We start from the raw sequence: 21,025 nt of genomic DNA, 5'->3' as shown, positions 1-21,025 counted from the left end.
GCGGGTATTGATAAACGAAGCAAATATATCAAAGACTTATTCAGAGAGGTATACGAAATGGTTCAAAAGTGTGAAAAATTTATCGTGTCAGGTCTAGTTCAAGGGGTGGGGTTTCGTTATCACACGTCGTATGAGGGAATGCGCCTTGGTTTAGTAGGCTACGCAAAGAATTTAAGTAATGGTGACGTAGAAGTTATCGTGAATGGTGATTCAGGGGCGATAGAACAAATGGCAAAGTGGTTAGAGGCTGGACCACGAACCGCAAGGGTTGATACGGTTACAAAAGAATCAATAGATTTTATGACATTCAAAGGGTTTGAAATCCTGTAGCTACCAAGAGCTACAGGACCATATTATAAACACTTCGCTGGTTTTGGCAGACCTGCAAGTTTTGTTGCTTGTTTAGCTGGTCCTTGCTTAAACAGCTTGAATAAGTATTTGCTGTTGCCTTTCTCTGGACCATGTGCTTTTTCCATTGCTTTGACCAGCATTCGAACAGCAGGTGATGTATTAAATTCTTCATAGAAGTCACGCACAAAATGAATAACTTCAAGATGCGCTTCTGTTAACTCAATACCTTCTTCTTGAGCCAGCACCCCGATCATGCCTTCTTCCCATTGCGTATAGTCAAGTAAATAGCCTTGAGCATCCGTTTTGATTTGTTTGCCGTTGTATTCGAACATCTTCTTAAACCTAAAATCAACGATATGGAATAGGGTAGCTTAGCCAAGACCAGTTTCACAATATGCAAATAAAGAAAAAGCCCGAAAGAGTATTCTTTCGGGCTTTGTTTAATCAGTAAGACGTTAATTAGTCATCATTCATGATACCTAAAATACTAAGTAGGCTTGTGAACAAGTTCAGAATATTTAGGTACATAGAGATTGTTGCGCTAACGTAGTTGGTTTCTTCACCACGGACAATACGGCTTGTGTCATATAGAATGAAACCAGAAAACACTAGTGCAGACATGCTACTGATAGCAAGTTGGCCAATTGTCGAACCAACGAAGATGTTGATGATTGCCGCAACAATAACAATGATCAGACCTGCAATTAGGAAGTTACGCATGAAAGAGAAGTCTTTCTTACTGCTGATGGTGTAAGCAGATAGACCAAGAAACACCATACCCGTCAAACCTAGAGCCTGAGCGATAATTGTTGGGCCACTAGGAATAGATGCATAGTAGTTAAGCATTGGGCCTAAAGCACCACCCATAAGTGTTGTGAAGACAAATGTCCAAACAATACCCATTGATGAATTGATACTACGAGGTAGTGCAAAGAATAGAATACCAATTGCAGCAACTTGCATAACAATTGCCATTAGCGGAGAAATACCGATAGCCATCGTTGCCATAGCTGCTACCGCACTTGTTACTAACGTCATTGAAAGTAAGAAGTAGGTGTTCTTTAACGTTTTGTTGATCTCAAGTGTATTTGAAACACTCGCAGAGCGGGTAAACATAGGACTGTTCATAATCTTCCTCGTAAGGGTTTTATGTTTATATCTACATTTATGAGGTCGAAAGGCAAAAAAATCAAGCCCCAATTGGTGTAGCTGTAGATAAAATAATAATAGAAATAAAAACTTAAGTATTTTGAAAGATGTAACACAATATAACAATGCAAAAGGGGCGACATAAGTCACCCCTTGAGAGCAAATTCAATATTAGATATTAGATATTAGATATTAGTGATGTAAGATTTGTGCCAAGAAGTTTTGAGTGCGGTCGGATTGAGGGTTCTCAAAGAAATCAACCGGGTTGTTCTCTTCAATAATCTCACCGGCGTCCATAAAGATAACTCGATCAGCAACCTCTTTGGCAAAACCCATTTCGTGTGTCACACACAACATAGTCATGCCTTCTTCTGCAAGCTCTACCATAACATCTAGTACTTCACGTACCATTTCAGGATCGAGTGCTGAAGTGGGTTCGTCAAACAGCATGACTTGTGGGTTCATACACAGTGAACGTGCAATAGCTACGCGTTGCTGCTGACCACCAGAGAGTTGACCTGGGTATTTGTCTGCTTGCTCAGGAATCTTTACACGTTCCAAATACTTCATCGCAATGGCTTCAGCTTCGTCTTTAGGCATCTTCTTAACCCAGATTGGTGCTAGAGTGCAGTTCTCAAGCACCGTAAGGTGAGGGAAGAGGTTAAAGTGTTGGAAACACATGCCGACTTCACGGCGAACTGCTTCGATGTTTTTCAGGTCGTCAGTAAGCTCATTACCTGAGACAATGATTTGCCCTTTTTGATGTTCTTCTAAACGGTTGATACAGCGAATCATCGTTGATTTGCCAGAACCAGAAGGGCCGCAGATAACTATTTTTTCACCTTTCTTTACGTCGAGATTAATGTTTTTAAGGACATGGAACTCTCCATACCACTTATTCATGTCTTTAATTTGGATCATGTGTTCTTGTTGTTGCGTCATAATACGTCCTTGAGCTTTATGATTATCGTTTGTGACCGGTATGAAGTTTGTTCTCTAGCCATATCGAGTATCTCGACATGCCGAAACAAAATACCCAGAACACTAACGCGACAAATATGTAACTTTCAGTAGCAAAACCAAGCCATTCGGGATCGGTATTCGCGGCTTGTCCAATACCCAGTACATCAAACATACCGATAATAAGGACAAGGCTCGTATCTTTAAAGAGGCCGATAAAAGTATTTACAATCGATGGAATCGTGATTTTAAGCGCTTGTGGCAAAATAATAAGTCCCATCTTTTTCCAATAACTCAATCCAAGGGCATCTGCCGCTTCATATTGTCCTTTTGGAATTGCCTGAAGGCCACCACGTACAACTTCTGCCATATACGCTGCGCTGAACATGACGACACCAATTAGCGCTCGAATCAGCTTATCGGTCTCAGAACCTTCTGCGAGGAATAGTGGCAACATCACTGACGCCATAAACAGAACTGTGATCAACGGAACGCCTCGCCAGATCTCAATATAGACCGTACAGATGCTGCGTATGATAGGCATTTCTGAGCGTCGACCTAGTGCCAGAGCGACGCCGATAGGCAGTGATACCACAATACCAACAAGGGCGATAATAAGTGTGACTAGTAATCCACCCCATTTATGTGTATCGACTACTTCTAATCCGAAGACGCCGCCATACAAAAGTGCGCCAATGATAAAGGGGTAGATATTGACGAAGAATAACCATATCCACATGCGTTTTGGCGTTTTTTCATAGGCTAGTAGTACGGTAAATATGGCAAGTGTGATATAGAACAAACGAGGGCGCCACAGCTCTTCTTGTGGGTAGAACCCATACATGAACTGTTCCCATCGGACGCTAATAAATACCCAACACGCGCCTTCACGACTACAAGCATCTCGTGTCGTGCCAATCCAGTCAGCTTTTAAAAATGCCCAATCAATAATTGCCCAAATTCCCATGAAGGCAAAATAAGCAATAATGACGGTCAAAACGGAGTTAACGGGTCCATTAAAAAGATTCTTACGCAACCACCCAACAAGTCCAACTGTATTTGATGGCGGTGGTAAATCAGGTTGAAATTGATGTACGTTCATATTACCTCTCCACCAGTGCGACTTTACGGTTATAGATATTCATCAGGGCAGATGTAAGCAGGCTTAACGTCAAATAAACACCCATTGTCATTGCAATGATCTCTATTGCTTGACCCGTTTGGTTGAGTGTTGTTCCTGCAAACACCGAGACCAAATCGGGGTAACCGATAGCCATGGCGAGTGAGGAATTTTTTGTCAAATTAAGATACTGACTGGTTAGCGGAGGAATGATAATCCGGAGGGCTTGTGGAATGACAACAAGCTTCAAAGTACGTGAGCGTGGCAGGCCCAGCGACATCGCTGCTTCTGTTTGTCCATGGCTCACCGCATTGATACCTGATCGCACAATTTCAGCAATGAATGATGCTGTATAAATGCTTAGAGCGATGAATAAGGCAGCAAGCTCAGGAATGATGCTTATGCCTCCACGGAAGTTAAACCCTTTTAAAACAGGGTACTCAGCGCTAATTGGAGATCCTGATAAGAAGTACACGACGGCAGGTAATGCGAAGCATAATCCGAATATTATTCGCCCCATCGGAGTTTGTTGCCCGGTCAGCCGTTGTTTGTTCTTGGCCCAAATTCCAATAAGGATCGAAGCAATTACTCCAATAATGAACGCGGCCAGTACGTATACTGAACCTTGCTCGAATACAGGAGCAGGGAAATATAAGCCACGTACGTTAAGGAAAATGGCTTCACCCAAGCTCATACTTTGACGCGGGGAAGGGAGCGCTTGTAAGACAGCGAAATACCAAAAGAATATCTGTAAAAGTAGCGGTATGTTTCGGAATGTTTCGATGTAGATTGCAGCAAATCGGCTCACTAACCAGTTCGACGATAATCTTGCGATACCCATAATGAAGCCAAGTATTGTGGCAAATATAATCCCCAATACTGACACGAGAGCGGTATTCAGTAATCCGACGACAAACGTGCGGCCATAAGAAAATGTTTCATCGTATTCAATTAGAGTTAGGCCAATCCCAAAGCCTGCTTCTTGTTGGAGGAAACCAAACCCCGTAGCGATGCCGCGAGATTCTAAGTTAGTAAGGGCATTGTTGACGATTGTATAGAAGAAAAAGACTAATGCCGCGATGGCAACAATCTGAAATACAACCGAACGAAAGGTGGGATTATAAATAAGGCTAGCGTTTTTCACCGGTTTGTTTTCCGGCGTAGACGCAACTTTATCAGCAGGTTTCATACAGCTATAACCTCAAATCCATTTGTGTAAAAAAGGGCGGCTAATACCGCCCATTTTCTGATAATAGTTTTATTAGCGAATTGGTGGCGCGTACATGAAGCCACCCGCATTCCATAGCGCATTTACACCACGAGAAATTTGTAGCGGTGAGCCTTTACCGACTGTACGCTCAAAGCTCTCGCCATAGTTACCTACTTGTTTGACGATCTGATAACCCCAGTCATCGCGAATACCTAAGCCTTGTCCTTTTGGACCATCAACACCAAGGATACGCTTAATGTTTGGATCTTTTGACTTAAGCATTTCATCTGCATTTTTTGAATTGATGCCATATTCTTCAGCATTCACCATTGCATTTAATGTCCATTTTGCAATGTTGAACCATTGGTCATCACCTTGGCGTACAACAGGACCAAGAGGTTCTTTAGAAATGATTTCAGGAAGAACTGCAGCAGACTTTGGATCTTGAAGGTTTAGGCGCAGGGCATAGAGGCCTGACTGGTCAGTGGTGAGAACATCACAACGGCCCGCATCAAAACCTTTAGAGGTTTGAGCTGCGGTATCAAATACCACTGGTTTATAGGTCATACCACTATTACGGAAGTAGTCTGCAAGGTTTAATTCAGTCGTTGTTCCGGATTGAACACAAACGGATGCACCATCAAGCTCTTTTGCACTTGATATGCCAAGATCTTTCTTAACCATGAAACCTTGGCCGTCATAATAGTTTACGCCGACAAAGTTGAGTCCAAGAGCAGTATCACGGTGTAATGTCCACGTCGTGTTGCGTGATAAAACATCAATCTCACCCGATTGAAGTGCAGTGAAACGCTCTTTTGCTGTTAGTGGTACATATTTTACTTTTGATTTGTCACCAAGCACAGCGGCAGCTAACGCCTGACAATACTCAACATCAATTCCTTCCCATTCACCTTTTGAGTTTGGGTTAGAAAACCCTGGTAGGCCGGTACTGACACCACAAGTTATAAAGCCTTGTTTGGTTACTTTATCCAGAGTGCTGTCTGCAGCCGCTGCATTTGTAGACATCAGAGCAGTAGATGCAGCTACAACCGAAGCTAGAAGTGTTAGTTTGTTTGTCATTTGTATCCTTCCTGTATGATCCGTGTTAAACCAGGTGACACCTGATACAACGTATAAAATATGTTGTGTTTTGTTGTTGGTTGATTCAAATCAGTGCATTACACACCCGTTAAATCAAACATTTATAAGCGTAGGTAAGGTTTTGAGTTTTCTCAAATGTATAATTTAAAAAGATTTTTGACTAAACTCACAAACCGCACAGTAGTTAGGATGACGAAATGTTATGTAAATGTAAATAGCAATGAGGTAATGCCCAGCTTCAATTAGAATAGAAGGGTATAATCATGGTATTGTGTTAGTTGTTATTAAGGGTTTTTTACTACCTTTCCAAAATAATGTTTCGTAATGAAGTGTAAATTTGGTGTTATATTGCTTGTTGGGCAAAAAGTTAGTGAGAATGATGTCCTAGCTTTGTTAAGCTAGCGTGAATAGTTATTTTTCTTTAACAGGGATAGAAATGCAGTATTTTCCACTTTTTTTAGATCTGAATAATAAGCCTGTTTTGGTTGTTGGTGGTGGGGAAGTTGCCTGCAGAAAAGTAGATAGTTTAGTTAGAGCAGGAGCAAGAGTTACATTAATCTCACCGAAAGTAGAATCACATTTACGGTCTCTGTCGGAACATGGCGAGATAGAATGGATGCAGAATTTTTATTCAAAGGAACTGCTTAACTTTCGATATATTCAGGTTTGGGCGACGACTGATAATCCAGATTTAAATCATCAGGTATATCATGATGCGAAAGCGTTAGGCATTTTGGTTAACGTGGTTGATGATCAACCTTATTGTGATTTTATTACTCCTTCAATGATTAACCGCGGTCGAATTCAACTGGCAATTTCAAGTGGCGGAGCGTCTCCTATTTTAGTGAGAAACATCAGACAGCAGTTGGAAAGTGTTTTACCACAAAATTTGTCATTACTCGCTGAGTTTGGCGCGTCTAAAAGAAATGATATAAAACAGTCCTTACCTGATGTTGATTCACGGCGTAAGTTTTGGGAAGTATTTTTTGCGACTTCAGAAGTTGAGCATGCAACGAATCGAGAGTCATTGGAGGCGGTTTATCAAGCTCAGTTGGCAGGAAAGCAGGTGCACAGTCATTTTGTTACTTGGTTAGAGTATGGGAGTGACGTGGAACTTCTCTCGTTAAAGGCGTTGCGATTGATGCAGCAGGCTGAGCTGGTCTTTTATGAAAAAGATTGTCCGTTTGAATTTGTCGATCTTGTTCGAAGGGATGCTGAACGTCAGAGTTTTAGTGATGAAGGTGAACTCTCATCTAAGTTATCTTTGGCTAGAGAAGAGCAATTAAGGGTTTGTATATTTATACCCGCTTCAGTATCGAGATATCGTCTGTTGCAAGGAGATGATCTCTATTTACAACTGGCAAAATAAAAAAACCGCTCATTGAGCGGTTTTTTGCCATTAGTCGCGGAAGTTTTCGAACTGGAAAGGTTGCCCCAGTTCTGCATCTCGCATTAGAGCAATGACAGATTGTAAGTCATCACGTTTCTTTCCAGTAACACGAACTTTCTCGCCTTGGATGGAAGCTTGGACTTTAAGCTTGGCATCCTTGATGAGTTTCACTACTTTCTTCGCTGTTGGTGTATCAATACCTTGTTTGAAAACGACGATTTGATGCCAGTTTTTACCTGTTGCTTCTGCATCTTTAGATTCCATCGCGTTTACATCGACACCACGTTTAGTCAGGTTTGAACGCAAAATATCTCGCATTTGCTGGAGCTGAAAGTCACCCTCAGCGCTCATTTTAACTGAGTCGTCTTTTTGTAGCTCGAAGCTTGCTTCCACATTGCGGAAGTCAAAACGAGTAGATAGTTCACGTGCTGCATTGTCTACTGCATTGCGTAGTTCGACAGCATCGATTTCAGAAATAATGTCAAATGATGGCATTGGTTAGTTCCTCTACAAATTAACGGCTAGCTTTTACAGCGTCTGCTAGCAACTCAAGCATAGTCTCGGTATCTTTCCAGCTAAGACATGGATCGGTAATAGACTGGCCATACTTTAATGCGTCGATGTCATCCATCGGCTGGTTGCCTTCTTCAATAAAGCTTTCGGCCATGATGCCAGCGATGTAGCTTTTACCAGATTTAAGCTGCTCACAAATATCTTTTGCAACGTCCAGCTGCTTTCGATGTTGCTTTTGGCAATTGGCGTGGCTGAAATCAACAATTAGCTTCTGTGGCAGATCAAACTCTGCAAGTTGTTTACACGCTAATTCTACAGATTCTGCATCAAAGTTTGGCCCTTTATCACCACCTCGAAGGATCACATGACCATATGGGTTACCACTAGTGCGATAGACCGTCATTCGGCCATTCTTATCAGGAGAATAGAAGTAATGCGAAGCTTTAGATGCACGGATAGCATCGATTGCTATTTTGATATTACCGTTTGTGCCATTCTTAAAACCAACAGGGCAAGAAAGCGCAGAAGCCATTTCACGGTGAATTTGAGACTCTGTAGTACGAGCGCCAATTGCACCCCAAGTAATAAGGTCTGCGATATATTGGCCAGTGATCATATCTAGAAACTCAGTCGCAGTAGCTAAGCCAAGTTTGTTGATATCAAGTAGCAGTTTACGTGCCTTGTGTAAACCAGCTTCCAGTGCATAAGAACCATCGAGATTAGGGTCTGTAATGAGACCTTTCCAACCAACTACAGTACGAGGTTTTTCAAAGTACGTACGCATAACGATGAAAAGTTCATCTTTATACTGGTCTTGGATTGCAGCTAAACGCGCTGCGTAGTCGAGTGCGGCATCTGGATCGTGAACGGAACAAGGGCCTACGATAACCAGTAGACGTTCATCTTGCCCGATAAGAATTTTTTCGATTTGTTTACGAGATTGAGCTATGCGTTCTGCTACATCTTCCGTGATTGGATGTGCGCTTCCTAGCTCTGCCGGAGTAGGCATCGGACCCAAAGGTTGGGTTCTTAATTCATCGGTTTTAAGTGGCATACCATAGCCTGTTCTTTTTATTGCGAAGCGGTAAAGATAGCGGAAACGGCTAAAGGAATAAACTACTTATCTATAAACTTCTTTTCTTGCAGCTGTAAAAGTGAAAACTTATGCACTAATCCGTTGTAATAATGCGATTTTCTCTTGTGTTCAGTTATCTCAATCGGTATGTTCGAGTGAGGATCTCAATAATAATATCAATGGAGCAATAATGAGTTACGAGAATCATGGCGGTTTGCATCCGGATTTAGTGTTAGGCCAAGCATTGCCTTCGACTGAAACAACGACTACTGGTAAGCACCTATACGTTTCGATTGCAGACTTGATTATGGAGCATATTTTTTATCACCCAGCTTATGATCATGCCTCTTTGACTGACATTGAGCGTTCATCAATTGACGCAATACTTGGCTCACAGTCAGTATCAGAACATTTTGTTAGTACTTTAGTTACCAGCATTTCTAGCCAAATATCTGATGCTTATCAAGCGATTCGAGTTAGTTTAAATAATGCGGATAGTCTTGCCATGCGGTCATTACTTGGTGGCGGTGTTGAAGAAACAGAAGACAACCCAGCTCTTGGTGTTCGTGGTGTTTCTCGTTATGCATCTCTTTCATACAACAAAATTTTTGCATTGGAATGTGATGTTATCAAACAGCTTCAATCCCTTGGCCATCAGATTGAAATTGTTGTCCCTTTTGTTCGAACACTATCCGATGCGGCAAAGGTAATTGATTTACTTGCAGAGCAGGGGCTACCTAGAGGGTTGAATGGTCTGAAAGTACTTTATGTTGCAGAAGTTCCAGCAGCGGCTTTATTAACCGAACGATTATTGCATTACTTTGATGGTGTAGTGATCAATTTAGAGAACCTTACGCAATATGCATTGGGTGTAGATAGGCACTCAGAAAATCTTCAGTACCTGTTTGATCCACAAAATGAGGCTGTACTCTCATTGCTTGAACAAGTATTTAAAACGTCAAGCAGTAATAATAAACCAGCGATTTTGCTCAGTACTAACCTCGCTGAGTATCCTAAAGTACAAGAACTCGCTTTAGAATATAACAACATCCAAGTTGTTGTTACGATGTAACTTAGTGCGCGGCTTCAAAGTTATGTTAAGAATATGTTGATCTAATAAACTAAAAGCATTGAACTGGTCTTATTGTTACATGACATCGAACCAGTTTATGCTTTCACCGTTGAATAAAGCCAACTTATATCTCAAGTGTTTTGGATTCTTTAAAGTTCCTCTTATTTGGCTATGCCGGCCAAAGATTATTAAATTAAATTCGCAATCTGTTGAAGTGAAAATTCCACTGCGTCGCCGGACTAAAAATCATCTGAATAGCATGTATTTTGGTGTATTGGCGGTTGGTGCAGATGTTGCCGGTGGTTTTATGGCGATGAGTAAAGCACAGTCTAGAGGGAACAAGGTTTCACTTGCATTTAAGGCTGTGGAAGGACACTTTTTGAAACGACCTGAAGCTGATGTTCATTTTATTTGTAACGATGGCGCACTTATCGACGACATGTTGGATCAAACGATAAGCTCAGGAGAAAGGGTAAACGAAGTGGTAAAAATTACGGCCATTTGCCCCACACTACATGGTATGGAACCAATGGCCGAGTTTGATCTTACTTTGTCACTGAAGCGAATGGATTAAATGGGTCTTCAATCTCCATCTGCTCGATAGCGACAATCTTGCTTCGGTTAAGTACGATTTTCCAACGATAAAATTTTGGTTTACCGTCATGGTTGTCTTCTTTGGCAATTAGGTTAATCAGATGGCGTTTTTCTACAGATTCTTTGGTTACTTGCCCATTATTCAATGTATAAATCTTGCTTGACCCCTTATCCATCAGGCGAGTCAATGGGCGCATACTGACCATTAACGATTCGCGTGTTTCTTCATAACCACTTAAAAACTTAGAGGTCGACATTTCGGCTTCAGAGCGGTAGTGCAGAATTTGTTCTTCTCGTTGAACGACCCGTTTTTTACGAATCGTTTTGATTCTATCGGGCAGTTTTGACAGCGAGGTATACTCTAGCCACTCCAGTTTCTGCCCAACGGCTTTATTGGTTGTTGGATCTTTATAGCGCTTGCGCCATTTAGGTTTTCCTTTTCGAATAACGCGCCAAAGAACATCGCGCAGATCATCTTTGAATATTTCTCTCAGCGCGTAAACAAATGACATAGCAACAATGAAAGAAGCAGTAATTTCTCCCCAGTAATCTCGGGCGAGAATCACTGTAATGGTGACAAATAACATTACGAATCCAGTTGCTAAACCTTTCACCATCCGCTTCATGTTATTGCCAAGAGAAATCGTTTTCTCCTTCAAAACGATAGGGTGCTCAATTAAGCGTCTAAGGAGTCGCATTTTATTGCTCATCCGCGTTACGTCGTCACGTACACTTTGAGAATTATAGTTATTGAGTTTACGATGCGCTTTCTCACGCTCCACAATAGTGATGAGACGCTCTTTTACCGTTTTATAATCGCCTTCACGCGGCATATGAGCAACAAGCGACATAAAACGCTGCTCTGTATACCAAGAGAGGTAATTGTCAATATTGGCATAGTAGCGTTTAAGACTCTCTTCGTAGGGAATACTACGTCTTAAACGTTTAAGAATATCGAGAGCAAGCTCTATGACTTCGTCGACTTCTTCGGTGGTGACACTATCCTTATTGTGTTTGTTAAGTTCATTAACTGCTTTGTCTAGCGCAATCACATATTGATAGGCGAACAAACTCAAACTGACTCGGTACTGAGTAGATGATAGCTGGCCACGTTTCGCTAATCGGCTGTGTACTAAGGGAAGTAGTGTTTTGTCACTGTAATACGCTCGTTTTTGGGTTATTGAGCTGTAGTAGAAATCGCTTTCCTTGAGAACTTCTGGTGAAAGTCCAAGTTCGCCTGGAATAAAAAAGTAGAGATCGAGGTCGGACTCCTTGGTCGAAGCCATGGCATGAGCGATTTTTAGTGTTATGCCGTCATGCTTGTCAACGGTGATCAATGAAAGCTCCAGAAAATATAGAATTATCTTTCGAAAGCATATCAGACTTTAGGTATAATCACCGCAAATTTGTAGTGTATAACCTTCCGCCTTCTAAGCACTTTTTAATATTTGAATGATCATGCATCGACAGACTGGAACGGTGGAATAAATGGGTAGAACGCTATAGTCAATGTAAGAGCTGCGATAGAGCTTTTTGAGAATTACCTTGTTGGTAGCAATGCTACGGACAAAAAAAGAGATAAATTGAAATGATTAAAGTAGGTCAGATAAATCATCTGGAAGTTGTGAAACGTGCTGATTTTGGCGTGTTTCTAGAAGCTGGCGACTATGGGATGACGTTGCTACCAAACCGATTTGTGCCTGAAGGGACCGAAGTCGGCCAATCACTTGATGCTTTCTTGTATTTTGACTCTGACAATCAGTTGGTTGCAACAACTGAAACACCTATTGCCCAAGTTGGAGAGTGGGGGCTAATGAAAATTGAAGGGGTGAATAGTACTGGTGCGTTTGTGAATTGGGGAATTAAGGGTAAAGACCTATTGGTGCCTTTTAGTGAACAACGTGGTCGCTTGAGTGCGGGCCAGAACATTCTTGTGTATGTCTATACGGATAAGGCTTCGGGGCGTATTGTTGGTACAACAAAATTCAACAAACTGTTGGATAAAACCCCTGCAAATTACCAACAAAACCAGCAGGTTGATTTACTTATTGCTGAACGAAGTGACCTTGGTTATAAAGCAATCATCAATGGTCAGCATTGGGGCGTGATTTTCAAATCGGATGTCTTTGGTAAGCTGTTCATTGGTAAAAAGGTGAAGGGTTATATCAAGCAAGTTCGTGAAGACGGTAAAATCGATTTAGCGTTGCAGAAAGTCGGTGTCGATAAAATGGATGATCTAAGCAGCAAAGTTGTAGAGTTGTTAGAAAAGAAAGGTGGCTTCTTACCACTTAATGATAAATCTACACCGGAAGCGATCTTCTCTGCATTTCGTACCAGCAAGGGAACATTCAAGAAAACAATCGGTGGTCTGTACAAACAAGGTAAAATTGTCATCGAGAAAGATGGCATTCGCCTTGTTTAGAATTGATTGAGTTGAAAGGGCGCATTTAGCGCCTTTTTTATTGTCAAAAAAAGACCCAAAACGTCTTTGTTCTGGGTCTAGGGGAAGGGCTCCTACAGAGCCTGCGCTAACTTTTTGATATACTTCATGTAACCATGATTTAATTGTAGTACATCATATAGCGTATGCTGGCTTATGTAAGAATTTCATACTAACGTTTATCGATTAGAAAAGATTTTTATCTCTAACTAGCTCTCTTGGTAGACCGTTTTTTACACGATTTCCTACCCATTTACCTAAACCAATCACATCGTTACCGAGTTTAACAATCACTTCCCCTTTACCTGATTGCTGTTCTGGTCGAAGATCTCGTCCCATATACCATTCTCTGGCTTCATCAACTGAAAGTGCTATGGCACAAGGCTCATCCCCGGTTGCTAACGTTGTGGCTACTTGGTGCTGCCAACGGTAACCTTTCTTATGTGCTTCTGCGATTTTTATCCCCATCCGTGAGAAACGCAGTTCGCCAAGCATAGGTTCTAAATCTTCAGGAAACAGCCAAACGTCATTGTCTCTTAACCAGACTGAGCTATTTGCTGGTAAAACGATACCTAGCGTTTGTTCCAGTTGTGTCGCGATCTCTGAATGGATTTTTTTGGAAGCTTTTTCAAATGGGAATTTACCTAAACGCTTTTTTACTGCGGGAGGTGTCACGGATTGTTTTTTATTGATTTTAGCGACGAAAAATCCTTCACAGTCGTACACCTGAGGGAATATGTGCAAAAACCCTTCATCTGTTAACGCTTTTTCTGCTTGTGGGAATAAGCCTGTTAGAGGTTCAAAATCAACCGCTTCTCCAAACGTTTCTTTTAAGTGATTACAAACTTGTTGGTTCTCTTCTACGCTCAACGTACAGGTTGAATATACAAGGCTACCACCGGGTTTTAACGCGTGAAATGCACTTTCTATCAACGCTTTTTGAGTGTCTGAGATTGAAAGAACGGATGCTTTACTCCAATTTTTCATGGCGTCTGCGTCTTTACGCACAGTACCTTCACCAGAGCAAGGTGCATCGATAAGTACGGCATCAAATTGTTCAGGTAGCCACCCGCCAAAGACTCTTCCATCAAAGTTCGTCAGCGCGGCATTGCGGATACCGCAGCGTTCGATATTCGCGTGGAGAACTTTGACACGGCTTGATGAAAACTCGTTCGCAACTAAAATGCCGTTGTTTTCCATCAAAGCTGCTATTTGCGTTGTTTTGGAACCGGGTGCGGCTGCCATATCCAACACCGCGGTAAAATGTGCATCATCTGAGTTAAAAAGTGCCGAGACGGGCATCATCGAGCTGGCTTCCTGGATATAAAAAAGGCCTGCCATATGTTCTGCGGTATTACCCAGTGGTACCTTTGACTCATCTGCTTCAATCCAGAAACCTTCTTTACACCAAGGAACTGGAGACAACTGCCAACCTTTTAATTCCGCGCGTTGACAAAATTCCTCGACCGATATTTTTAAGGTGTTCACGCGAATACTTTTACGTAATGGGCGCTGACATGCTTGAATAAAGTCCTCCATATTTAGCTGTGATGGCAGGATGGACTCGATCATGGTGAGGAAGTCGTCTGGCAGATAAACGTTTTGGTGCACTGAGTTAATCTCGATTAGGTGTAAAGGAGTGGGATTATAGCGAAATGGATAAAAAAACGCAGCGGATATGCTGCGTTTTTAGTAACAATGAAGCGTGGCTTACGGCTTAGGAATTGCGGTTCGCCATTTAGGCCAACTTTCTTCCGGTGTTGGATACAAGTAGAAAGCATGACCTGAACGAGCAGGAGATTGCAGGTGTGCATTTTCCGGTGTTCCAAAGGTGATCCCACCTCGGACAATACTATCTAATGTGCCTGCTTTGATGTTTGCTCCAGACAAACCGATTGAAACATCAACGCCAGAGGTATTCCAGAACACACTGTTTTGTCTTACAAGGTATGCGTATTCAGGTTTAATAATAATGGTAGAGATAACGCGATCTGCGAAATCACCTAATTTAACATCCGTTACTTTTCCAACTTCAATTTCACGGTAAAGCACGGGCGTACCTACGGTGACAGAGCCTCGGCTTTCACTTTGAAGGGTAAACTTAACCCCTTTTGTAATTTGAGCTTGATGATGGAGCTCAAATTCACTGTGGGCAGCACCAGTGCCGGGAAGAACATTAATTGATTGCGATAATAAGTTCTGTAAATTCTTCACGCCATCTAAGCCAACTTTTGTTTTGGGAACCCAGAAATAGGAGCCTGCTTTTGCAAGTTTGGCGGCGTACTCCGGCATAATTCGGGCTTTAATCTCCACTTTATCATTTGTAAAGTTTGGAATGACAAGCGTGACTTCACCAACTTTTACACCGTTATATTTGATTGCGGTGCCTTGAGTGATGGTATTTTCACCCTTCGACATTAATGTAATCAGATGGCCAAATTTTCTTGCGGTATTGAAGTCTTCATAAAGTAGCCACTTTCCGTTTTGCTTGTTTTCCACACCCGGTAGGGAGTCGAAGGCAATTCCACCTTGAATCATGGTTTTTAATGGTGCGGCTTTAACGCTTACACCAGCTAGGCTCGCGTTCACTTCCACGCCGGAGCGATTCCAAAACACGGTTTGTGCTGTAATTAAGTGCTGATACTGTTTTTCGATACTTGCGGTGATATAGACGCCGCCATCAACCAAATGGAAGTCAGCCACATTACCCACTTGAAGGTTTCGGTAGAGTAGAGGGCTGCCTTTCGAAATTGGTGGAAGCTCATGAGCAAATAGCGTGATTTTTGTTGACCCTGATAGGTTGTATTTGGCTAGCTCAGCTAGGGATTTACTTTGGAATAGACGGTATTCTTCCAGTGCGCTATTACTGCCTTCACTTACAAAGCTGATTGAACCAGTTAAAAGCTGTTTGGCTGGTGGAACAGTAATATTAAGTCCAGATTCAGTGAGCTCAGCGCTTGCACTGCCTGTCACAAAGAATCGGTTCTGTGACTTGATAAGATGAGCGTACTGGTTGTCAATGAGTGTGTCGAATCGAACTTTATCACCATCAAGTGAAACCTTAGTGATGGAACCGACGGTGATCCCTCGATAGAGGATATTTGCCCCAACATCTAAACCAAATGAGTTATCAGAAACCAAGCTGACGCTAGTTGAGCGAGCTTGTTGCTTAGCAAAGTCATTTTTGCGTACGGCAGTGAAGTATCTTGAACGGTCACCTTTACCCGGCACGAGTGTCAGGAAGTTACCTTTAACTAGATTGGATAAGTTTTCTACCCCAGAAAGAGACACTTTGGCTTCTTCGAGGATAAATCGGCTGCCTTTAGTTAACATATCGTTAAATGCAGGTTGGATTGCCGCTGAAGCGATGATTTCTTTACGACCTTCACTGAGCTGCAAATCAGTCACTTGGCCAATTTCAATGCCGCGATACATGATTGGTGCGCCTGAAGCACTGATTTGGTTTTCATCAGGTAAGGTGATTTTGATTGGAATACCGCGGCCAGCCGTTTTCAAATCTCGGTAAAGGCGAAATTGAGTATTGTCCGCGACTGGTTGGCCGTCATCAGGAGAGTCAACAGCGATAGAGCCACCAATGAGAGCACTTAGGCTTTCAAGACGCACGTCAACGCCTTCGAACCCAATTTGCGCACCGATGCCACTGACGTTCCAAAAACGGCTTTCGTCGGTAATGATCTTGCGGTACTCATCTTTGATTGATGCTTGAATAATAACGCTCTTCGCATCGTTATTTAGCTGATAGTTGTATACTTCACCGATAGGGATCTTTTTGTACACAATCTGAGAACCGACGGATATTCCACCAAGGTCACGTGCTTTCAGTGTAATGTTGAGCCCATTTTTAGTCAGAATGTCTGAAGGAGCGCGTTCAAGAGCATGGAACACCGTTTCTGGCTCCGACTCTTCGGCTGAATCGCTTGGTTGAATGGCAATATAGTTACCCGAGACAAGCGTATCAAGGCCGGAAATACCCGACAAACTTGCGGTTGGCTTAACCATCCAAAATCGAGTTTCTTTTGAAAGTAATTTAGTCGCTTCAGGGTAGATATCGGCATCGACATAGATGCTTTCCAGATCTTCAGTCAGGTTAATTTCTCTTACCATCCCAACTTCTAAACCCTGATAGCGAATGGTCGTGCGACCAGCCACCAGCCCTTGCGCATCTGAGAAGTAGATTTGAACTCGTTGACCTGCGTCATGAATGGCCTTTGCCACGAGCCAACCGGCCAGCAGCATCGTTAAGATCGGGAGAATCCACAATGGAGATATGCCACGATTTCGTTTGATATCTGGCATATGGGATTTTTGGTTAGAAGATGGGTTACTCATTCAAAGTCTCTTCTTTTTCTGACGGTTGGGGATAGTTATCCCAAATAAATCTTGGGTCGATACTTTCAGCAGCAAGCATTGTAAGAACGACCACCATGCCAAAGGCTACGGCTCCGTATCCCGGCGTAAAGTCGAGTATTTGGCCTCTGTCGAGCAGAGTCATCATAATCGAGATCACAAACAGATCCATCATTGACCATTTACCTATCCATTTCACAAGGAAATAGATGGTCATGCGTTGTCTGTGGTATACCGAACGTTTGAATTTAATTGCGAGTAAGATGTAAGCCAAACCACAAATTTTAGCGACAGGGACAACGATACTTGCAACAAAAATAATGATAGCGATGCCTGTCATACCACTTTTTACAAGTGAGGCAACACCGGAAAAAATAGTGTCTTGCAGCCTTTGTCCATTCGTCAGCAACACAGATATGGCGATGAGGTTAGCTGGAAAAATAGCGATGGTAGCCGCGATTAAATAGGCCCATGTTTTTTGTAATGAACGGGGCTTACGGTGGTGAAGAGGGCTGTGGCATCGTATACATTGTTCCCCTTCAGGCTGTGACAGGTGACAGCTATGGCAATGGATTTCTTTCTTTTCGAACTGGTAGTTTTTCTCTTGATCCCAAGCTTCCCAATATCGCCTTACACTGACACGACTGAGTAACAATACAGTAAATAGTTGCAGTAATAATAAACTGTATAACCCAGGCCCAACAAAAATATCGGAATAATCTTGCAGTTTAAAACAGCTGATAGCCACGCTCACTAAGAAAACATCAATCATTACCCAATGTTTGAGGTGGTGGACTGTTTTTAGTGACCATTTGAGTAACTTGAAAGAGCGTATTTTAAGTGCGAAGTGCGCCCCAGTAACCGAAGAGCAGACCAAAAATGGTGCAATAGAGCTACAGAAAATAATGAGTAGAGATAGGAAGTAGAAACCTTCCTGAAGTAGGGTGAATACACCCGATGGGAGTGTTGCCGGTATCATCACTCCAAATAAACGAATTTTAATGAAATCAAAAAAGTGCGCTGGGAATAAAAGCAAAAGACAGGTGATGGATATTGCCAAGTTACCTGACAAGGATGGGCTGCCACCTCGATAGAGTTGGGTGCCGCATCGTGGACAATGAGCGCTTTTACCTTGCTTTACATCCAATACATCAACGGGTAATTCACAACCCTGACAAAGGCGAATGGAGGTAGGTGTGGCTTCATGAGAAACCAAAGGAGAACTATGGCGCTTCATAGTGCTGAAGCGCCTAAATAGATAGTTACATTGTCACAATTAAGCGTGAGATTGTGCACTGCCGTATAAGGTTTGATATAAGCCTTCTTGTTCAACTAGCTCTCCATGTGTACCAGCCTGACTCACTTGACCGTCTTCTAGTACATAAATTAAATCTGCTTGTTTTACCGCTGAAAGGCGGTGCGCCACAATCAATGTGGTTCTACCTTTCAAAAACTCCGATAGGGCTGTGTGTAAGGCTGCTTCTGTTGCAGTGTCCAAAGCGGAAGTTGCTTCATCTAGAATAACAAACTGAGGATTGCTCAAAATCATTCGAGCGATCGCTAAACGTTGTCGTTGACCACCAGATAGACGGATACCGCTTCGTCCTATTTGTGTATTAAGCCCATCACTCAGTTGAGTGATTACATCTTGCATTTGCGCAACTTCTAACGCTCGCCACAATTCAAGATCGCTGTAGTCGGAACCTAAGGTCAGATTATGCCTCAGGCTATCGTTAAATAGTATAGGTTGCTGTAATACGACAGCTATTTTATCGCGAATAATATCAAAAGTGATATCGTCGCTTGTTTCACCGTTGAAGCGAATTAAGCCTGAATCAGGTCTATAAACACCAATAAGTAGTTGAATTAACGTGGACTTACCACCACCACTTGCCCCGACTAATGCCACCTTCTTTCCTGCAGGAATAGTTAGGCTGAGGTTATTTAGTACTTTATGATCTTGGTTGTAGGAGAAATTTACGTTTTCTACTCGAACATCGACCTCTTTCTCTGGAGAGAACGGGTTCACTTTGCTATTAGGCCGGTACTCTTCTTCCAACTCCAACAAAGTATTGATTCTCGTTAACGCAGCTTTTGCACTATACCAAGAAAACTGGATACTTAAGATTTCTTGAACAGGACCGAGCATAAACCAAAGGTATCCAAAGACCGCAAAAATCTGGCCAATGGTTAAGTCGCTAAATAATACCATCAGCATTGCGACGGCTCGGAATAATTCGAAGCCTAGCAAAAAGAGTAAAAATGAAACCCGTCCCGCTGCCTCAGACTGCCACGCATATTTGTCCACATCGGAGCGAATTTGGTCTGCATGGGCATTTAATTGGTTGAGAAATTCACGTTCTTTGTTTGCAGCGCGCAGCTGATAGATACCATCAAGCGTTTCAACTAAACGATTTTGAAAACGCTCGAAAGACTGGTTTTCTCTCTTTTTTAAGTGCTTAACCTTATTCCCAAGTTTGCGTGAGAAGTAGACGACGATTGGGTTGACCAGCAAAATGAACAGACCTAGTCGCCATTCAAGCCAAAGCAACACAGCAGCGGTGCCAATAACGGTTAACAGACTGATCAGAAATTTGCTTAATGTTGAGCCAATGAACTGATCAATTGTTTCGATGTCTGTAACCAAGTGGGCGTTGATACCGCCGCTTCCTCTTGTTTCATATTGACGAATACTGATCTTACCAAGCTTCTCGATCATTTTCTGACGCATACGACAGGTAATGGTTTTGGAAACAAGTGTAAACTGGCGGCTTTGTAGAATATTTAATGCTTGGCTAGCGCTACGCATTAAGATGACGAGGAAAAGAGTAAAAAAGATATATCCGGTTGGTGTGTGCCATGAAGCTGGGAGTACAGCATTCATGATTTCCAACCCAGTAGCGGGTTGGTTTAGTAGCACTTCATCAACCATTAATGGCATCATTAATGGGATCGGGACACTGATAAGCGTCGCGATGATGGCGATGATATTCGCCCCAATCAGTTTGCGCTTGTGTAATTTCACTTGTGTAATCAGCCAAGAGCGGCTAATTGTGTTATCGTTTTTATTCATTACTTAAATGAGAATGCTTAGTATTTAATGTCTGCGAGGGATTGTACGCACATCCGGCATGCAAGTCTCTCGTTTTCAAATGGAAGTTATTATGAAAATAGAGCATTACCAGCGCTTAACCAAGCAGGCTTTAGCATTGCTGGAAGATGAAACTGACTTAATCGCTAATTTATCTAACTTGAGCGCTTTGCTAAATATGGAACTCGAAGATCTCAATTGGGTTGGTTTTTACCTGATGAAAGAAGATGAGCTTGTTCTTGGTCCTTTTCAGGGGAAGCCAGCTTGTGTACGAATTCCTGTAGGTCGAGGTGTATGTGGTACTGCTGTCGCGTCTAATCAGGTGCAGCGTGTTTATGATGTGCATGAGTTTGAAGGTCACATTGCGTGTGATGCTGAAAGTAATTCTGAGATCGTGATTCCTTTTTCATTAAAAGGCACCGTTGCAGGAGTGCTCGATATAGACAGCCCAAAAGTTGGCCGATTCTCACAAGTTGATGAAGAAGGGCTGACATTTTTGATGAAGGAAGTAGAAAACCTGCTTAATTCACACGCTATCAAGGCATAAATTAACCTTTCCCTGTGGTTTTTCGCTTGCAGGTCACTATAATA

19 protein-coding genes are annotated in these 21,025 nt (G+C 42.3%); 6 read left to right on the top strand and 13 right to left on the bottom strand.

The window, feature by feature from the left end; all coding sequences use genetic code 11:
• Window positions 1-57: 57 nt before the first annotated feature.
• Window positions 58-330 (top strand): acylphosphatase, encoded by a 273-nt coding sequence (gene yccX, locus ACQEXS_RS15215; protein WP_427014399.1) that lies wholly within the window; start codon window positions 58-60, stop codon window positions 328-330.
• A 23-nt stretch (window positions 331-353) separates the two neighbouring features.
• Here the strand turns inward: yccX and ACQEXS_RS15210 are convergent, their stop codons facing one another.
• The 6 genes from ACQEXS_RS15210 to ACQEXS_RS15185 all read right to left on the bottom strand — a co-directional run bounded on the left by ACQEXS_RS15210 (window position 354) and on the right by ACQEXS_RS15185 (window position 5,870).
• A complete protein-coding gene (locus tag ACQEXS_RS15210; RefSeq protein ID WP_427014398.1) occupies window positions 354-683 on the bottom strand; it encodes a TusE/DsrC/DsvC family sulfur relay protein in 330 nt (109 codons plus the stop codon).
• A gap of 127 nt (window positions 684-810) precedes the next feature.
• A complete protein-coding gene (locus tag ACQEXS_RS15205; protein ID WP_427011129.1) occupies window positions 811-1,479 on the bottom strand; it encodes a Bax inhibitor-1 family protein in 669 nt (222 codons plus the stop codon).
• A gap of 213 nt (window positions 1,480-1,692) precedes the next feature.
• Complete coding sequence (locus ACQEXS_RS15200; RefSeq protein WP_367986473.1) at window positions 1,693-2,442, bottom strand: amino acid ABC transporter ATP-binding protein; 750 nt, start codon at window positions 2,440-2,442, stop codon at window positions 1,693-1,695.
• 22 nt (window positions 2,443-2,464) lie between these two features.
• Window positions 2,465-3,562: an amino acid ABC transporter permease gene (locus tag ACQEXS_RS15195; RefSeq protein WP_427014397.1), complete on the bottom strand. Its 1,098-nt coding sequence runs from the start codon at window positions 3,560-3,562 to the stop codon at window positions 2,465-2,467.
• Between the two features lies 1 nt (window position 3,563).
• Complete coding sequence (locus ACQEXS_RS15190) at window positions 3,564-4,769, bottom strand: amino acid ABC transporter permease (protein WP_427014396.1); 1,206 nt, start codon at window positions 4,767-4,769, stop codon at window positions 3,564-3,566.
• A 72-nt stretch (window positions 4,770-4,841) separates the two neighbouring features.
• Complete coding sequence (locus ACQEXS_RS15185) at window positions 4,842-5,870, bottom strand: amino acid ABC transporter substrate-binding protein (RefSeq protein ID WP_367986468.1); 1,029 nt, start codon at window positions 5,868-5,870, stop codon at window positions 4,842-4,844.
• Window positions 5,871-6,327: 457 nt separating this feature from the next.
• On the opposite strand from ACQEXS_RS15185, the gene ACQEXS_RS15180 reads away from it, so the two are divergent.
• Window positions 6,328-7,260, top strand: a complete 933-nt coding sequence (locus tag ACQEXS_RS15180) for an NAD(P)-dependent oxidoreductase (protein ID WP_427014395.1) — start codon at window positions 6,328-6,330, stop codon at window positions 7,258-7,260.
• A gap of 30 nt (window positions 7,261-7,290) precedes the next feature.
• Here the strand turns inward: ACQEXS_RS15180 and ACQEXS_RS15175 are convergent, their stop codons facing one another.
• Together ACQEXS_RS15175 and ACQEXS_RS15170 are read right to left on the bottom strand one after the other, a co-directional pair.
• Entirely contained in the window at window positions 7,291-7,776 is a 486-nt protein-coding gene (locus ACQEXS_RS15175) for a YajQ family cyclic di-GMP-binding protein (protein WP_427011133.1), read from the bottom strand.
• Window positions 7,777-7,795: 19 nt separating this feature from the next.
• The gene (locus ACQEXS_RS15170; protein ID WP_427014394.1) at window positions 7,796-8,848 is read right to left on the bottom strand and encodes a 3-deoxy-7-phosphoheptulonate synthase; all 1,053 of its coding nucleotides are present in this window, start codon (window positions 8,846-8,848) and stop codon (window positions 7,796-7,798) included.
• A gap of 211 nt (window positions 8,849-9,059) precedes the next feature.
• Here ACQEXS_RS15170 and ACQEXS_RS15165 point away from each other — a divergent pair, with 211 nt between their 5' ends.
• Window positions 9,060-9,941 (top strand): putative PEP-binding protein, encoded by an 882-nt coding sequence (locus ACQEXS_RS15165; RefSeq protein WP_427014393.1) that lies wholly within the window; start codon window positions 9,060-9,062, stop codon window positions 9,939-9,941.
• Between the two features lie 97 nt (window positions 9,942-10,038).
• On the top strand, window positions 10,039-10,515 hold the full coding sequence (locus ACQEXS_RS15160; protein WP_367986463.1) for a PaaI family thioesterase: 477 nt from the start codon (window positions 10,039-10,041) through the stop codon (window positions 10,513-10,515).
• Here the strand turns inward: ACQEXS_RS15160 and ACQEXS_RS15155 are convergent.
• Complete coding sequence (locus ACQEXS_RS15155; protein WP_427014392.1) at window positions 10,487-11,872, bottom strand: hypothetical protein; 1,386 nt, start codon at window positions 11,870-11,872, stop codon at window positions 10,487-10,489. The genes ACQEXS_RS15160 and ACQEXS_RS15155 overlap by 29 nt on opposite strands.
• A gap of 251 nt (window positions 11,873-12,123) precedes the next feature.
• On the opposite strand from ACQEXS_RS15155, the gene ACQEXS_RS15150 reads away from it, so the two are divergent.
• On the top strand, window positions 12,124-12,957 hold the full coding sequence (locus ACQEXS_RS15150; protein WP_427014391.1) for a CvfB family protein: 834 nt from the start codon (window positions 12,124-12,126) through the stop codon (window positions 12,955-12,957).
• 204 nt (window positions 12,958-13,161) lie between these two features.
• Here ACQEXS_RS15150 and rsmF read toward each other — a convergent pair whose 3' ends face one another.
• The 4 genes from rsmF to ACQEXS_RS15130 form a co-directional block, all read right to left on the bottom strand.
• The gene (gene rsmF / locus ACQEXS_RS15145) at window positions 13,162-14,586 is read right to left on the bottom strand and encodes a 16S rRNA (cytosine(1407)-C(5))-methyltransferase RsmF (RefSeq protein WP_427014390.1); all 1,425 of its coding nucleotides are present in this window, start codon (window positions 14,584-14,586) and stop codon (window positions 13,162-13,164) included.
• A 99-nt stretch (window positions 14,587-14,685) separates the two neighbouring features.
• Window positions 14,686-17,325: an MlaD family protein gene (locus ACQEXS_RS15140; protein ID WP_427014389.1), complete on the bottom strand. Its 2,640-nt coding sequence runs from the start codon at window positions 17,323-17,325 to the stop codon at window positions 14,686-14,688.
• Complete coding sequence (locus ACQEXS_RS15135) at window positions 17,318-18,580, bottom strand: PqiA/YebS family transporter subunit (RefSeq protein WP_427014388.1); 1,263 nt, start codon at window positions 18,578-18,580, stop codon at window positions 17,318-17,320. The genes ACQEXS_RS15140 and ACQEXS_RS15135 overlap by 8 nt, the downstream gene beginning before the upstream one ends.
• Window positions 18,581-18,619: 39 nt before the next feature.
• Complete coding sequence (locus ACQEXS_RS15130) at window positions 18,620-20,416, bottom strand: ABC transporter ATP-binding protein (RefSeq protein ID WP_427014387.1); 1,797 nt, start codon at window positions 20,414-20,416, stop codon at window positions 18,620-18,622.
• 91 nt (window positions 20,417-20,507) lie between these two features.
• On the opposite strand from ACQEXS_RS15130, the gene ACQEXS_RS15125 reads away from it, so the two are divergent.
• Entirely contained in the window at window positions 20,508-20,981 is a 474-nt protein-coding gene (locus ACQEXS_RS15125) for a GAF domain-containing protein (RefSeq protein WP_427014386.1), read from the top strand.
• Window positions 20,982-21,025 lie beyond the last annotated feature (44 nt).

Source organism: Vibrio sp. TRT 17S01, assembly GCF_050113695.1.
Classification (GTDB): domain Bacteria; phylum Pseudomonadota; class Gammaproteobacteria; order Enterobacterales; family Vibrionaceae; genus Vibrio.
Note: the sequence above shows the minus strand (reverse complement) of the source record. Positions and strands in the feature narration are given on the sequence as shown.

Excerpts from the sequence above, each read along its gene's own strand:
- yccX (WP_427014399.1), top strand. The coding sequence starts at position 58 with ATGGTTCAAAAGTGTGAAAAATTTATCGTGTCAGGTCTAGTTCAAGGG.
- ACQEXS_RS15210 (WP_427014398.1), bottom strand. The coding sequence starts at position 683 with ATGTTCGAATACAACGGCAAACAAATCAAAACGGATGCTCAAGGCTAT.
- ACQEXS_RS15205 (WP_427011129.1), bottom strand. The coding sequence starts at position 1,479 with ATGAACAGTCCTATGTTTACCCGCTCTGCGAGTGTTTCAAATACACTT.
- ACQEXS_RS15200 (WP_367986473.1), bottom strand. The coding sequence starts at position 2,442 with ATGACGCAACAACAAGAACACATGATCCAAATTAAAGACATGAATAAG.
- ACQEXS_RS15195 (WP_427014397.1), bottom strand. The coding sequence starts at position 3,562 with ATGAACGTACATCAATTTCAACCTGATTTACCACCGCCATCAAATACA.
- ACQEXS_RS15190 (WP_427014396.1), bottom strand. The coding sequence starts at position 4,769 with ATGAAACCTGCTGATAAAGTTGCGTCTACGCCGGAAAACAAACCGGTG.
- ACQEXS_RS15185 (WP_367986468.1), bottom strand. The coding sequence starts at position 5,870 with ATGACAAACAAACTAACACTTCTAGCTTCGGTTGTAGCTGCATCTACT.
- ACQEXS_RS15180 (WP_427014395.1), top strand. The coding sequence starts at position 6,328 with ATGCAGTATTTTCCACTTTTTTTAGATCTGAATAATAAGCCTGTTTTG.
- ACQEXS_RS15175 (WP_427011133.1), bottom strand. The coding sequence starts at position 7,776 with ATGCCATCATTTGACATTATTTCTGAAATCGATGCTGTCGAACTACGC.
- ACQEXS_RS15170 (WP_427014394.1), bottom strand. The coding sequence starts at position 8,848 with ATGCCACTTAAAACCGATGAATTAAGAACCCAACCTTTGGGTCCGATG.
- ACQEXS_RS15165 (WP_427014393.1), top strand. The coding sequence starts at position 9,060 with ATGAGTTACGAGAATCATGGCGGTTTGCATCCGGATTTAGTGTTAGGC.
- ACQEXS_RS15160 (WP_367986463.1), top strand. The coding sequence starts at position 10,039 with ATGCTTTCACCGTTGAATAAAGCCAACTTATATCTCAAGTGTTTTGGA.
- ACQEXS_RS15150 (WP_427014391.1), top strand. The coding sequence starts at position 12,124 with ATGATTAAAGTAGGTCAGATAAATCATCTGGAAGTTGTGAAACGTGCT.
- ACQEXS_RS15140 (WP_427014389.1), bottom strand. The coding sequence starts at position 17,325 with ATGAGTAACCCATCTTCTAACCAAAAATCCCATATGCCAGATATCAAA.
- ACQEXS_RS15135 (WP_427014388.1), bottom strand. The coding sequence starts at position 18,580 with ATGAAGCGCCATAGTTCTCCTTTGGTTTCTCATGAAGCCACACCTACC.
- ACQEXS_RS15130 (WP_427014387.1), bottom strand. The coding sequence starts at position 20,416 with ATGAATAAAAACGATAACACAATTAGCCGCTCTTGGCTGATTACACAA.
- ACQEXS_RS15125 (WP_427014386.1), top strand. The coding sequence starts at position 20,508 with ATGAAAATAGAGCATTACCAGCGCTTAACCAAGCAGGCTTTAGCATTG.